At 74.4% G+C, this 13,611-nt stretch carries 14 protein-coding genes; 6 read left to right on the forward strand and 8 right to left on the reverse strand.

Annotated elements, in window-relative coordinates; translation table 11 throughout:
- Window positions 1-368: 368 nt before the first annotated feature.
- From AB0G50_RS10570 to AB0G50_RS10590, 5 genes are all read right to left on the reverse strand, one after another.
- A complete protein-coding gene (locus AB0G50_RS10570) occupies window positions 369-1,166 on the reverse strand; it encodes a hypothetical protein (protein WP_360104966.1) in 798 nt (265 codons plus the stop codon).
- 21 nt (window positions 1,167-1,187) lie between these two features.
- A complete protein-coding gene (locus AB0G50_RS10575; RefSeq protein WP_360104969.1) occupies window positions 1,188-1,685 on the reverse strand; it encodes a YcxB family protein in 498 nt (165 codons plus the stop codon).
- Complete coding sequence (locus AB0G50_RS10580; protein ID WP_360104972.1) at window positions 1,658-2,668, reverse strand: ferrochelatase; 1,011 nt, start codon at window positions 2,666-2,668, stop codon at window positions 1,658-1,660. Before AB0G50_RS10580 ends, AB0G50_RS10575 begins: the two co-directional genes overlap by 28 nt.
- An 82-nt stretch (window positions 2,669-2,750) precedes the next feature.
- A complete protein-coding gene (gene fabI, locus AB0G50_RS10585; RefSeq protein WP_360104975.1) occupies window positions 2,751-3,518 on the reverse strand; it encodes an enoyl-ACP reductase FabI in 768 nt (255 codons plus the stop codon).
- A 33-nt stretch (window positions 3,519-3,551) separates the two neighbouring features.
- A complete protein-coding gene (locus AB0G50_RS10590) occupies window positions 3,552-4,256 on the reverse strand; it encodes a beta-ketoacyl-ACP reductase (protein WP_360104978.1) in 705 nt (234 codons plus the stop codon).
- Window positions 4,257-4,350: 94 nt separating this feature from the next.
- On the opposite strand from AB0G50_RS10590, the gene AB0G50_RS10595 reads away from it, so the two are divergent.
- Entirely contained in the window at window positions 4,351-6,996 is a 2,646-nt protein-coding gene (locus AB0G50_RS10595; protein WP_360104981.1) for an FAD-binding and (Fe-S)-binding domain-containing protein, read from the forward strand.
- A gap of 30 nt (window positions 6,997-7,026) precedes the next feature.
- Here AB0G50_RS10595 and AB0G50_RS10600 read toward each other — a convergent pair whose 3' ends face one another.
- Window positions 7,027-8,232, reverse strand: a complete 1,206-nt coding sequence (locus tag AB0G50_RS10600; RefSeq protein WP_360104984.1) for a hypothetical protein — start codon at window positions 8,230-8,232, stop codon at window positions 7,027-7,029.
- Between the two features lie 561 nt (window positions 8,233-8,793).
- Here AB0G50_RS10600 and AB0G50_RS10605 point away from each other — a divergent pair.
- Both AB0G50_RS10605 and AB0G50_RS10610 read left to right on the forward strand, forming a co-directional pair.
- Complete coding sequence (locus AB0G50_RS10605; protein ID WP_360104987.1) at window positions 8,794-8,985, forward strand: hypothetical protein; 192 nt, start codon at window positions 8,794-8,796, stop codon at window positions 8,983-8,985.
- Window positions 8,982-9,347 carry a YchJ family metal-binding protein gene (locus AB0G50_RS10610; RefSeq protein ID WP_360104990.1) on the forward strand — a complete coding sequence of 122 codons (366 nt, stop codon included), beginning with the start codon at window positions 8,982-8,984 and terminating at the stop codon, window positions 9,345-9,347. The genes AB0G50_RS10605 and AB0G50_RS10610 overlap by 4 nt, the downstream gene beginning before the upstream one ends.
- A gap of 19 nt (window positions 9,348-9,366) precedes the next feature.
- Here the strand turns inward: AB0G50_RS10610 and AB0G50_RS10615 are convergent, their stop codons facing one another.
- Entirely contained in the window at window positions 9,367-10,101 is a 735-nt protein-coding gene (locus AB0G50_RS10615) for a GAF and ANTAR domain-containing protein (RefSeq protein WP_360104993.1), read from the reverse strand.
- A 50-nt stretch (window positions 10,102-10,151) separates the two neighbouring features.
- On the opposite strand from AB0G50_RS10615, the gene AB0G50_RS10620 reads away from it, so the two are divergent.
- From AB0G50_RS10620 to AB0G50_RS10630, 3 genes are read left to right on the forward strand one after another with little or no spacing between them, the layout of a single operon-like run.
- Window positions 10,152-10,811 (forward strand): response regulator transcription factor, encoded by a 660-nt coding sequence (locus AB0G50_RS10620; protein WP_360104996.1) that lies wholly within the window; start codon window positions 10,152-10,154, stop codon window positions 10,809-10,811.
- Entirely contained in the window at window positions 10,812-12,167 is a 1,356-nt protein-coding gene (locus AB0G50_RS10625; protein ID WP_360104999.1) for a HAMP domain-containing sensor histidine kinase, read from the forward strand.
- Window positions 12,164-13,027 (forward strand): TAXI family TRAP transporter solute-binding subunit, encoded by an 864-nt coding sequence (locus tag AB0G50_RS10630; RefSeq protein WP_360105002.1) that lies wholly within the window; start codon window positions 12,164-12,166, stop codon window positions 13,025-13,027. Before AB0G50_RS10625 ends, AB0G50_RS10630 begins: the two co-directional genes overlap by 4 nt.
- Here AB0G50_RS10630 and AB0G50_RS10635 read toward each other — a convergent pair.
- Window positions 13,024-13,596 (reverse strand): DUF5655 domain-containing protein, encoded by a 573-nt coding sequence (locus AB0G50_RS10635; RefSeq protein ID WP_360105005.1) that lies wholly within the window; start codon window positions 13,594-13,596, stop codon window positions 13,024-13,026. The genes AB0G50_RS10630 and AB0G50_RS10635 overlap by 4 nt on opposite strands.
- Window positions 13,597-13,611: the final 15 nt, after the last annotated feature.

Genomic DNA, 13,611 nt, shown 5'->3' on the forward strand with positions numbered 1-13,611 from the left:
TCGCGGACCACACCAGGGCGCCCGGTGGGCGTGCGCCGGCCGAATCGACCGCGGACGTTCGGCGGAGTACGCCGTTCCGCCCTCATCGGGATCGACCGCGGCCCTGCACCATTCGGCGACATGGGTTCCCGTGTGGCCGCACGGAGGATTGGCGCACCGCCACCACGTGCCCGGCACGTCACCCTTCCGGAGGCTGTGCCGGGTGGACCTCACGCCGAGGCTTGTCCTGACGCCCGCGGTGGGCTCACGCTCGAAGTCGACACGACGTCCCACCGCCGGGTGAGAGGGCGATCACGCCCTCATTGGATCGGCGCCGCGCCCCCACCCGGTCGACCGGGCGCGGCGCCGCCGACGCGTCGCGCACCGCGCTAGTGGCGGCCCGCCTCCTGGTCGGACAGCACCCGCACCGCCTCGTCCACCGCCGCCAGCCTGGCCCGCCGCACCGCGTCCGACAACGGGCGCAGCGCCTCGTCCCTGGCCGCGGTGGCCGACGCCGAGATCGCGCCGCCCGGCGCGTCCGAGGCCGCCACCTGGAGGATCGCGCCGACCTCGGCGGCGCGTTGCAGCACCCGCAGCGACCGCGGCGGCATGCCGGCGGGCCACGACAGGCGCTGGTGCTCGGCCGAGAGGTCCGCGATCTCCTTGCGCACGTTCGGCCGGTGCCGCGCCACGTCCAGCGTCACGAGCGCCGTCGCCGCCTCGCGCATCGCCGACTGGAGCCCGTGCTCGGCCTCGCCGATCGGCAGGTGCTCGGCGGGCGTGACCGACGGCAGGTCGAACACCGTCCACCGCAGCACGCCGTCCGCCACCAGCTTCGGCACCAGCCCGACGCCCGCGTCCGGCAGCACGACGGCCTGGCCCGCGCGCAACGCGTACTGGCTCAGCAACCCCTGACCGCCCAACCCGCGCACGTCGCCCGCCACGGGCAGCACGAGCCGCGCCGTGGTGACCGACGCGCGGCGCAGGGAGGCGAGCAGGAGGGCCGGGCCGACGGGGCGTTCGTCCGGGCCGGGCAGGTCGAGGGCGGTGGCCGTGCCGTCGTCGTCGGCGACCACCTCGTGCAGCTCGGCCCACACACCCAGGGCATCGAGGACGTCGTCCGCCGCGGCCGCGCCGTGCAGCCAAGCCGACGTCCAGACGACCAGCGTCACACTCGCACAGGACACGCTCGACAAGGGTACGCGCGGTCAGGCGGCCGGTCCGACGTGCTCCGCCAGAAGCGCGCGGAACCGGTCGACGGCCTCGGTGCCGGCGAACGCCCGGTGCGGCACCGCGTACATCCCGGAGTCGGGCGTGCGCAGCACGAACGTGCGTCCGCTCTCGGTCCACCCCGGCAGTTCCGCCCAGCTCAGCTCGCTGCGCGCGGCGTTGCCGACGGACATCCGCAGCGAGTGGGCGTCGGCCGTGCCGGCGACCGCCTTGGCCGCGAGCGGGTGGTTGTGGAAGTTCACCGCGGTGCCCACCGGCACCAGTGCGATGATGATCACAGCCAGCACCAGCCCGAAGACGCCGGCGACGGTCATGCCCAGCACCAGCACCACGACGCCCAGGGCGGCGAGCACCAGGCCGAACCACGGCGCCCACCGGTACAGCGGCACGGCGGTGCGCAGCGCGACGCGCCAGTCGGCCGGGTGCGGCGACCAGGCGAAGTCCACGCTCACCGCCGCCTGGCCGGTTCGCAGCACAGCGGTGCGCAGGGCGCGCCGTTCAGCGTGCAGCCCGCGACCGGGAACGCGGAGAGCTTGCGCGGCGCGGCGCCGGACGTGTGCTCGGCGACGAGTTCGGCGACCAGCCGGGCGAACCGGGGGTCGGCGTTGGGCGTCGCGGCCCGGGCGAACCCCAGGCCCAGCTCCTCGGCGCGCTCCCGGGCCTCGGTGTCGAGGTCCCACACCACCTCGAGGTGGTCGCTGACGAACCCGATCGGGCACACCACGACGTTCGCCACGCCCTTGTCCCGCAACAGGTCCACGTGGTCCACCACGTCCGGCTCCAGCCACGGGATCTGCGGCGGGCCGGACCGGGACTGCCACACCACGTCGTACTCGGCGACGCCGACCGCCGCGGCGACCAGCCGGGACGCCTCCGCGATCTGCCGGGAGTACCGGTGGCCGCCCTCCTCGGGCGGTCCGGCGGCCTTGTCCGCGGCCACCGGCACCGAGTGCGCGGTGAACACCAGCCGGTAGTCGGCGAACCCGGCCGCCGCCGCGCGCACCGAGTCCGCGAAGGACTCCACGAACAGCGGGTGGTCGAAGAACTGCCGCAGCTTCACCAGTTCCGGCGCGTCCGGCACCGCGGCGCGGGCGCGCAGGACGTCCTCGTCGTACTGCCGGCACGCGGAGTAGCCGCCGTAGGCGGAGGTCGGGAACACCAGCGCCCGGCGCACCCCGTCGGCCTTCATGGTGGCCAGGGTGTCCTCGACCATCGGGTGCCAGTTGCGGTTGCCGAAGTAGATCGGCAGGTCCACCAGCGGCTCGACGGCGGCGATGGCGGCGCGGTTGAGGGCGTTGATCGGCGAAACCCCGCCGAAGTGCCGGTAGTGCTGCTCGACCTCGTCCAGCCGTTCGGGCGGCACACCACGTCCGCGGGTCACGTTCTCCAGGAACGGTCGGACGTCGTCGGGTCCTTCGGGTCCGCCGAACGACAGCCAGAGCAGCGCGTCGTAACTCACCCGGACATCCTCGCCCTGCCCGGGAAGGGCCGCACAACCGGGTCGGCGTGATCGCGCGCACGCCGACCCGGTCGGACGCGTCCTACAGACCCAGGAAGTGCACGCCGCCGTCGACGAACACCATCGAGCCGGTGGTGGCCGGGAACCAGTCGGACAGCAGGCCGCACACGGACTTCGCGACCGGGGTCGGGTCGTCCACGTTCCAGCCGAGCGGCGCCTTGTCGCCCCACATGGCCTCCAGCTCCGAGAAGCCGGGGATGGACTTGGCGGCCATCGTGCGCACCGGGCCGGCCGACACCAGGTTGACCCGGATGCCCTCCGGACCGAGGTCGCGCGCCAGGTACCGGTTGATCGACTCGAACGCCGCCTTCGCCGGGCCCATCCAGTTGTAGGCGGGCCACACCTGGCGGGCGTCGAAGTCCAGGCCCACCACGGACGAGCCGCGGGTCAGCAGCGGCAGCAGCGCGCCGACGAGCGACTTGTACGAGTACGCCGAGACGTGCAGGGCGGTGGCCACGTCCTCCCACGGCGCGTCCATGAACGGCGCGCCCAGGCAGCTGGGCGGCGCGTAGCCGATCGCGTGCACGACGCCGTCGAGGCCGTCGACGTGCTCGCGGACCCGGTCGGCCAGCGTGTCCAGGTGTTCCTGGTTCTGCACGTCGAGCTCGATCACCGGCGCGGGCTGGGGCAGCCGCTTGGCGATCCGCTCCACGAGGCTCATCCGGCCGAACCCGGTGAGCACGACCTGCGCGCCCTGCTCCTGCGCGACCTTGGCGATGTGGAAGCCGATGGACGCGTCCGTGATCACACCGGTGACCAGCAGCCGCTTGCCTTCGAGCAGACCCGACACGAAAGTTCCTCCGAGATAAGGGGGTTGGTGAAGTCAGTGGCCCATGCCGAGGCCGCCGTCGACCGGCAGCACCGCGCCGGTGATGTAGGCGGCGGCGTCGGAGGCCAGGAACGTGACGGCGGCGGCGATCTCCTCGGTGGTGCCGTACCGGCCGGACGGCACCTGGGCGAGGATCTGCTTCTTGCGGTCCTCGGGCAGCGCGTCGGTCATGTCCGTGGTGATGAACCCGGGCGCGACGACGTTCGCGGTGATGTTGCGGGTGCCGAGTTCGCGGGCGATCGACCGGGCGACGCCCACCAGGCCCGCCTTGCTGGCCGCGTAGTTGACCTGGCCCGCGCCGCCGGTGAGGCCGACGACCGAGGAGATGAACACGATCCGGCCGTAGCGCTTGCGCAGCATGCCCTTGGACGCCCGCTGGGCGACCCGGAACGCGCCGGTGAGGTTGGCGTCGACGACGCGGGAGAACTGCTCGTCGGTCATCCGCAGCAGCAGGGTGTCGTCGGTGATGCCGGCGTTCGCCACGACCACCTCGACCGGCCCGTGCGCGGCCTCGACCTCGGTGAACGCGGCGTCCACCTCGGCCGCGCTCGTCACGTCGCACTTCACGCCGAACAGGCCGTCGGGCGCGCCCGAGCCGCGATGTGTCACCGCGACCTTGTCGCCCTGCGCGGCGAACGCACGGGCGATCGCCAGGCCGATTCCCCGGTTGCCGCCGGTGACCAGTACGGACCTCGACACGCGTACTCCCATCGCTGCTGGTTGATGCGGGGCGAGGCTATCCCGTACCCCCGGGTACCCCCTCACTGGCCGGTCCTGGATCACAATCTGTCGGGTGACCGGATTCGAGGAGCAGCTCAGGGCGGCCGTGGACGGCGACGTGCTGACCGACCCGACCAGCCGAGCGCTGTACGCGAGCGACGCGTCCAACTACCGGCACGTGCCGTCGGTGGTGGTCAGGCCCCGCTCGCTCGACGGCGTGCTCGCGGCCGTGGCGCTGGCCGCGGAGCACGACGTGCCGATCACGAACCGGGGTGCCGGGACGAGCATCGCGGGCAACGCCACCGGGCGCGGGCTCGTGCTCGACTTCTCCCGCCATCTCGACCGGGTGATCTCGATTGACCCGGTCGAGCGACTGGCCGTGGTGCAGCCCGGTGTCGTGCTCGACCGGCTGAACGACGCCGCCCGCCCGCACGGGCTGGTCTTCGGGCCGGACCCGTCGACGCACTCGCGCTGCACGATCGGCGGCATGCTCGGCAACGACGCGTGCGGCTCGCACTCGGTGGCCTGGGGCAAAACCAGCGACAACGTGCGCGACCTCGACGTGCTGCTGGTCGACGGCAGGCGGTTCGCGACGAGCGCGCCGCCGCCGCTGGACCTGCCGGAGGTGGACCCGGCGTGGTTCCCCGCGCTGGACCGCCGGGTGTCGGGGTACCGGCTGGACGCGCTGCCGGACCTGACCCGGGCGCTGGTCGGCTCCGAGGGCACCTGCGCGACCGTGCTGGGCGCGACGCTGGAGCTGGTCGAGGCGCCGGAGCGCCGGGTGCTGGCCGTGCTGGGGTTCGACGGCGCGTACGACGCGGCGGACCGGGCCGCGGAGCTGCGCGAGTTGCCCGTGCTGACCATCGAGGGCGTGGACGCGGCCCTCGCCCGGGCGGCCGGCGACTCGCGGCTGCTGCTGCCGCGCGGGGTCAGCTGGCTGTTCGTGGAAACCGCCGACGAGGCGACCGCGCACCGGGCGGCCGCGCTCGCGCCGCACTCGGCCGTGGTCACCGACCCGGCCCGGCAGCGCGCGCTGTGGCGGGTGCGCGAGGACGGCGCCGGGCTGATGACCCGGATGGCCGACGGCGGCGAGGCGTGGTCGGGCTGGGAGGACGCGGCCGTGCCGCCCGCGCGGCTGGGCGCCTACCTGCGCGAGTTCGACGTGCTGCTGGCCGGGCACGGTCGGCGCGGCGTCACCTACGGGCACTTCGGCGAGGGTTGCGTGCACGTCCGGATCGACTTCGACCTGCGGCGCGGCTACCGGTCGTTCCTGGAGGACGCGGCGGACCTGGTGGTGGCGCACGGCGGGTCGCTGTCCGGCGAGCACGGCGACGGCCAGGCCCGCTCCGAGCTGCTGCCCCGGATGTACCCGCCGGCCGCGATGCGCGCGTTCGGCCGGTTCAAGGCCGCGTTCGACCCGGAGAACCGGATGAACCCGGGTCGGATCGTCGCGCCCGCGAAGCTGGACGCGGACCTGCGGGTGCTGGTCGCTCCCCCGCTGATCCCGACGCGCGCGACGCTCGCGCTGCGCGCCGACCGGGGCGACCTGGCGGCGGCGACCCGGCGGTGCGTGGGCGTCGGCAAGTGCCTGAACACCTCCGGCGGCGTGATGTGCCCGAGCTACCGGGTGACCCGCGAGGAGAAGCACTCGACGCGCGGACGGGCGCACCTGCTGTTCGAGATGCTCGCGGGCGACCTGGTCGAGGACGGTTGGCGCTCGACCGAGGTGCGCGACGCGCTCGACCTGTGCCTGGGGTGCAAGGGCTGCAAGCGGGACTGCCCGGTGGACGTGGACATGGCGTCGTACAAGGTCGAGTTCCTGCACCGGCACTACCGGTGGCGCCCGAGGCCGCTCGCGCACTACTCGATGGGGTGGCTGCCGCTGTGGCTCCGGCTGCGGCTGGTGAACCGGTTCTCCGCGCGGTTCGCCCGGTTCGCCGGTGTCACACCGGAACGGCCGCTGCCGACGCCGACGCGGTCGTTCCAGGCCCGGTTCGCGGGCGGCGCGGAGGGTGAGCGGGTGGTGCTGTTCCCGGACACCTTCACCAACCACTTCGAACCGGGCGTCGGCCTGGACGCGGCGGCCGTGCTGGGGCACGTCGGGCAGGGCGTCGAGGTGCCGGCGAAGGCGGTGTGCTGCGGGCTCACCTGGTACTCGACGGGTCAGCTGTCGATGGCCCGGCGGGTGCTGCGGCGGACCGCGAGGGTGCTGCGGCCGTGGACCGAGGCCGGGGTGCCGGTGGTCGGGCTGGAGCCGAGTTGCACGGCGTTCCTGCGGTCGGACGCGCTGGAGGTCGCGGGCGACGACCCGGACGTGCGTCGGCTCGCGCGGTCGACCCGGACCTTCGCCGAGCACGTCTCGCCGCTGCTGGACCCGTTGCCGGACAACGGTTCCGCGGTCGTGCAGCCGCACTGCCACGGGTACGCCGAGCACGGCACGGCGGCGGACCGGGAGCTGCTCGCCCAGGCCGGTGTCGACGCGCGGCTGCTGGAGGGCTGCTGCGGGTTGGCCGGGAACTTCGGCTTCGAGAAGGGCCACCACGAGGTGTCGGTGGCGGTCGGCGAGCAGGTGCTGCTGCCGGCCGTGCGCGCGGCGGACGAGGACACCGCGATCGTGGCCGACGGCTTCAGCTGCCGGACCCAGGTGCGCCACGGCTCCACGCGCGAGCCGGTGCACACGGCGACGCTGCTGGCCAGGGCGCTGGGACTGCGGCGGTAGCGGGGGACGGCGCCGCCCCCCGCCGTCCGGTCAGCGCGGCAGCCGGTCGAAGATCCACTCCGACAGCTCGCGGGTGATCGCGGTGTGCGCGGTGTTGCCCTCCGACGACACCAGGAACTCGTCGAGCTCGCTGGTCGCGGGGTCCAGCTCGTCCACCGGGCCGAGGTGGTCCGGGTCGGCGATCGCGACCGCGCTGCCGGTGGGCACGAAGTTGACCGTGCGGTGGGCGATGGTGACCTTGCCGGTCGCCTTCAGCTTGTCGCCCGCGATGCCGAACGTGTCGAGCGTGCCGCCGGACGCGCCGTCCAGCTCGGGCAGGTTCTCGGTGGTGATCTCGCGGTCCTGGAACAGGCCCTTGAGCCGGGCCACCTTGACCGTGCCGGCCGCCTGGGTGCGCAGGTCGGTGTCGGTGAACCAGCCCGTTTCCACGGTCAGCGCGGACTCGCCCGCCGGCACGCCGTTGCCCGCGCCGGTGCCGACGCCGTTGGCCACGCCGATCAGCCTCGGGACCCGCGGCCAGTTGCCGACGGCCTCCAGCGCCTCGAGGAACGCGCCGCGCAGCGGGTCCGGGCGGACCTCGCCGTCGACCGACTCGACGTGCCGCCACAGCAGCTGGCGGGAGGCGTCGCTGTTGATCTGGTCACCCAGCGCGGGCACCGAGGTCAGGAAGTGCGCCAGGTTCTGCAACGCGATCGGCACCCACGCGCCGCGGTGCGGGCTGTCGTAGGACACGTACACGGCGGTCTCGTGGTCGAACTCCTGGCGCTCCAGGGCGGCCAGCGCGTACCGGGTGACGAGGCCGCCCATGCTGAAGCCGCCGACGGTCAGCCGCGCCTCGCCGACGCGCTCGGCGATGGCACGCCGGATCACCTGCTGCACGAAGAGGGCGTTGTCCAGGATCGACGCGCTGCGCTCCTTGTAGCCGACCAGCACGAGGTCGTGGCCGCGGTCGCGCAGTTCGCTGACGAACGCGTAGTCGCCGCGCTCCAGGCCGTCGTAGAGGCCGTCGAGGCTGCTCGGGCCGGAGTTGAAGCCGTCCGAGAGGATCACCGGCCTGGCGAGGCCGAACTTCGGGTTCGCGAGGTAGACCCACGCCCAGCCGCCGTCGAACTCCCAGGTGTGGTCGGGGTTCGGCGCGGGCTCGGGTGCGGGCGGGTTCGGGTTCAGGAACCCGAAGGGTTCGATGACCGGCTGGTCCTGTTCGGACATGGTGGCGCGCTCCTCGCTCGTGATCACTCACCACCAGCCTGGTCAGTCGGGGCGCGCACGGGGAACCGCGGTCATGCGTCCAGGCGGACGGCTCGACCCGGTCGGGGCAGCGGTACCCACCCGACGTGAACCCCGTTCGTCGGTTCGGGCAGACCTTTCGCCAGAACCGCTCACCGGTACAGCCGCCGCGGGATGCGGGCCGGTGCCCGGGCTCGCGATGTCCGGGTGGCCGGCGCGGGTGCGCGGCTCGCGATGTCCGGGCGCGCGGCGGGCGAGGGCGAGGCGCGCGGGCGGTGCCCGGGCGGGCGGTGTCCCGGCTTGCAGTGTCCCGACTCGCGACATCGAGACCCGCAGCATCCCGACTCGCAGCATCCCGGCTCACGGCATCCTGGCTCGCGGTGTCCCGGCTCGCGGCATCGAGACCCGCGGCATCTCGACTCGTGTCGTCCCGACTCGCGGCATCCCGGCCCGCGGCATCCCGGCTCCCGGCCTGCGGGATCGAGACCCACGGCGTCCCAGCGGGCGGCGCGGGCTCGCGGTGTCCGCCTCGCGGTCCGGGCGCGCGGCGCGCGGGCCTAGGCTGGGGTGGTGAGCAGCACTGACGAGGTGATCGCGGCGTTGGGCGACCCGGCCACGCCGCCGGAGGAGAAGTACCGGCTCTACACCGACCTCCAGGCCGCCGCGCTGGCGGGCGACGCGGAGGCGGGTGTCGCGGTTCGCTGGCTGCGCCTGGACCGCAGCGACCGCACCGGGTGCGACGTGCGCGAGGACGACGCGTGAGGTGCCCGTGCGGCTACGGCGAGGCCTACGACGAGTGCTGCGGTCGCTACCACGCGGGCACCGCCGCCCCGACCGCCGAAGCCCTCATGCGCTCCCGCTTCACCGCGTTCGCCCGCTCCGACGAGCCGTACCTGCTCGCCACGTGGCACCCCTCGACCCGGCCGCCCTCGCTCGACCTGGACCCCGACCAGCGCTGGCTGCACCTGGAGGTCCTGGGCGCCACCGGCGGCTCGCCCCTGCACACCGACGCCACGGTGGAGTTCCGCGCCCACTACCGGTACCGGGGCGTCCGGGACTCGCTGCACGAGAACAGCCGCTTCGTCCGCGAGGACGGTCGCTGGCTCTACGTCGCCCCGGTGTGACGCCGGAACCGCCCGGGCGCTAGGGCTTGCGCACCGACGCGAGCAGGTTCCCGGCCACGTCCCGGAGCTTGGTGTTGTGCCGCTGCGACTCCTCGACCAACCGGGAGAACGCCTCGGCCGCGCTGATCCCGTGGGCGGCCATCAGCACGCCCTTCGCCTGGTCGATCTCGGCCCGCGACCCGAGCGCCCGCTCCAGGTGCGCGATCAACGCCCGGGACCGCTCGTTGCGCCGGAACCCGGTGATCGCGGTCGACGCGGCTGTGGTGAACAGCCGCAGCAGCGCCTCGTCGAACGGGTCGAACGCGCTCTCGTCGGTGCTGAACAGGTTGAGCGCGCCCAGCACCTGCTCCTCGATGACGATCGGCGCCGACAGATAGGCCCGCACGCCGACGCCCTCCGCGGCCCGCGCGAAGTCGGGCCACCGCTCCCGGCCCTCCCGCACCGTCGCCCGCACCGGTCGCAACGTCCGCGCGGCCTCCAGGCACGGCCCGTCACCGGCCGCGTACTGGTCCTGGTCGATCACGACCACCCGCCGATCGGTCGCGCCGGCGGTTTCGGCGCTGCCGTCGGGGTGCACCACCGTGACGCTGATGTCCTCGGCGTCCGGGATGACCTTGGACGCCGACTCCGCCAACTGCTGGAGCGCGTCGGACAGCGACAGGTCGTCGGCCAGCACGCCGGCGAGTTCTTCCAGCGCCTCGCTGGCCTCGTCCAGCTGGCTGGTGGGCAGGTGGTCCTCGATGCTCACCTGCATTGTGTACACCGAGGAGGCCATAATCGCCGCAACCTGAAAGGGGGTTCGTCGTGCGCGTGCTGCTGGTCGAGGACGACGACGGCGTCGCCGACGCCCTCGTGGCCGCGCTGGCGGCGGGCGGCCACCTCCCGCACCGGGTCGCGCGGGGCGCGGACGCGCTGCTCGCCCACCGCGACTTCGACCTCCTCCTGCTGGACCTCGGCCTGCCCGACCTGGACGGCCTCGACGTGCTGCGCAAGGTGCGGAAGATCGCCGGGGTGCCCGTGCTGGTGCTGACCGCGCGCGGCGACGAGCGGTCGACCGTGCGGGCGCTGCGCCTCGGCGCGGACGACTACCTCGTCAAACCGGTGCGGTCGGGCGAGTTGCTGGCCCGGATGGACGCCGTCGCGCGCCGGGTCGCCCGCGTCGGTCCGACCGACCGGGTGGTGCGCGTCGGCGACGTCGAGGTGGACCTCCAAGCCCGCCGGGTGGTCGTCGGCGACCGGGAGATCCCGTTGACCACCAAGGAGTTCGACGTGCTCGCGGTGCTCGTCACGCGGGCCGGCACGGCGGTCAGCAGGCAGCAGGTGATGGACGAGGTGTGGGGTGACGCGTACCTCGCGGTGTCCCGCTCGCTCGACGTCCACCTGGCCGGGGTGCGCGCCAAGCTGGGCCGGCCGGGGCTGCTGACCACGATCCGCGGTTTCGGCTACCGGTTCGAGGGCGGCTGAGTGCGCCGCCGGCTCCTGGTGGTGCTGCTGCTCTTCTCCGCCGCGGCGGTGACCGCGTTCGCCGCGCCGCTGCTGTCCGCGTCCGCCGCCGAGCGCACCCAGCGGTTCGTGCTGAGCCGCACCGCCGACCTCGACCGGTTCGCCGTGCTGGCGCAGCAGGCCGGCGCGACGGGCGACCGGGCGGCCCTGGTGGACGAGGTGACGGCGTACGTCGCGCTGTACGGCGAGCCCGTCGTGGTGGTCGACGCACGGCGACAACCCTTGGCACAGGCCGGTTTCGCCGCCGACGCGCCGGAACTCGCCGACGCCTTGGACGCCGCGCTGCGCAACGGGCCGACGCCCGCCGTGCCGACCGTGACACCGTGGTCGTCCGGCGCGGTGGTGTTCGCCCGACCGGTCGGCACCGGCACGACGGTGGCGGGCGCGGTCGTGCTGCGGGCGTCGGTCGACCGCGCGGCGGCGGACGTGGCGACGAGCTGGCTGTGGGTGCTGGGCGGCGCGCTCGCGGCCGCGCTGGCGTCGGTCGCGCTGGTGCTCGCGGTGACGCGCTGGTTGCTGAAACCGTTGGCGGAGTTGGCCGACGGGGTGCGCGCGGTCGCGGCGGGCGAACGGCGGGCGCACGTGGCGGGCAGCAGCGGACCACCCGAGCTGCGGGAGTTGTCCGAGCTGTTCAACCGGATGTCCGACGCCGTGACCGAGGCCGCCGACCAGCAGCGCCGGCTCATCGCGGACACCTCGCACCAGCTGCGCAACCCGCTGGCCGCGCTGCGCCTGCGGATGGACGGCCTGCACGACCGGGTCGCGCCGTCCGGGCAGCGCGCCTACCTCGCCGGCGTCGCCGAGGTCGACCGGCTGGAGTCGTTGCTGGACGGGCTGTTGGCGCTCGCGACGGCGGAGAGCACGGCCACCGAGGTGGCGGCGGGCGGGCGTGAGCCGGAACTGGCGGACCTGGGCGCGGTGGCCGTGGAACGGGCCGACTTCTGGCAGGTGCCGACACCCGTCGTGCCGGCGCTCGCGGTGCTCGTGCGCTGCCCGGAGGGCGACCTGGCGCAGGTGCTCGACGTGGTGCTGGACAACGCGGTCAAGCACGGTGGCGCGGTGCGGGTCGAGGTGGGCGCGGACCGGACGGCCGGTGTCGGCTGGGTCCGGGTCGCCGACGACGGGCCCGGTCTGCCACCGGACCAGCTGGCGCTGGCCACCACCCGGTTCTGGCGGGGCCGGACCGACCAGCCGGGCACCGGGCTCGGCCTCGCCATCGCGGACTCGGTGACCCGGGCCAGGGGTGGTGCACTGCGACTGTCCACTGAGGACGGACTGGTGGTGCGGGTGGAACTGCCGCTGGAGCCGCCGCTGTGAACCGCCGGAGCCTCCTGCTCGCGCTGCTCGCCGCCGGCTGCACGTCCGGTGGCGCGGAAGTGACCATCGCGGCCGGCGAGAAGGGCGGCCTGTACTACGACTTCGCCACGCTGCTCGCCGCCCGCCTCGAGACCGCCCGGGTGGTCGAGACCGCGGGCAGCCTCGCGAACCTGGACCTGCTCCGCTCGGGCGCGGTCACGCTGGCCCTGACCCTGGCCGACGCCGCGCACACCGCCGACGACCTGCTGTGCCTCGGCCGGGTCTACGAGAACTACCTGCAACTCGTGGTCCGCGCCGACGACCCGGCCCGCACACCCGCCGACCTCGCCGGCCGCGTGGTGTCCCTGGGCGCGTCGGGCTCCGGCGCGTCGCTGTCCGGCGAACGCCTGCTGACCGCGTTGCGCCCGACCGTGCCGGTCACCGTCGAGCACCTGCGCCTGGCCGACGCCGCGGACGCCCTCGCCCACCACCGGATCGACGCCCTGCTCTGGTCCGGCGGCGTGCCGACACCGACCCTGGCCCGCCTCCCGGCCGTCCGCCTGCTCCCCCTGGCCGACCTGGTGCCGACCCTGCGCGCCGCGCACGGCTCGGTCTACGACCAGGTCCCGGTGCCCGCCGGGGTGTACGGCGCGCCGCGCGAGGTGCCGACCATCGGCGTCGCGAACCTCCTGGCGTGCCGTCCCGACCTCACCGACGCCACCGCCGCGGCGATCACCACGACCCTGGTCTCCCGGGCCGCCGACCTGGTGCCGGAGCAGGCGCTGGGCACCCAGTTCCTGGACGTCCGCAGCCTCATCGGCACCGTCGGCGTCCCGCTGCACCCGGGAGCCGCGCGCACGTACCGGGACCTGCACGGCTAGGCGTTCTCGCGGTACGCCCGGCGCAACCAGTCGACCGTGTCCGACCCGACGTCGTCCGCGCTCCCGATCCCGACCCGCCAGGTGATCGTGTCGTCGCCCAGCGGCCCGGCCTGCTCCAGCACGCCGGGCGCCACCACGTCCGCCAGCCGCAACCCCAGGTCGACGCGGGCCCGCGTGGTGGCCCGGACCAGCGCGAACGTCCGGCGCGGCGACACCAGCGAGACGTGCGTCCGCCGGGCCCGGACGTGCATCGGACCGAGCAGCGCCGCCTCCGCGAGCAGCCGGTCCAGGATCGGGCGCAGTTCCGGGCGGTCGGCGTACTGGGCGTCCACGAGGTCGTCGCCGCACGCGTCCAGGGACGTCGGGTCGCCGAAGCGCTCCATCACCAGCAGCAGCTGCGGGTAGCCGGTGACACCCCGGTCACCAAGCCACGCCCGCAGCTCGTGCTCGTCGCCGATGCCGGAGTCGAGGACGCGCCGGTTCCACTCCGGCACGCCCTCGCCCGTCTCGCGGCGCAGCGCGGCGGCCGACCAGTCGGCCATCCCCCGCCAGTCCGGCACCTCGGGCATGGCCGACATCCTGCC

The sequence above is a fragment of the Actinosynnema sp. NPDC020468 genome, from assembly GCF_040642015.1.
Classification (GTDB): domain Bacteria; phylum Actinomycetota; class Actinomycetes; order Mycobacteriales; family Pseudonocardiaceae; genus Actinosynnema.

Coding starts and splice junctions, on each gene's coding strand:
- AB0G50_RS10615 (WP_360104993.1), bottom strand. CDS start 10,101: ATGCAGGTGAGCATCGAGGACCACCTGCCCACCAGCCAGCTGGACGAG.
- AB0G50_RS10635 (WP_360105005.1), bottom strand. CDS start 13,596: ATGCCCGAGGTGCCGGACTGGCGGGGGATGGCCGACTGGTCGGCCGCC.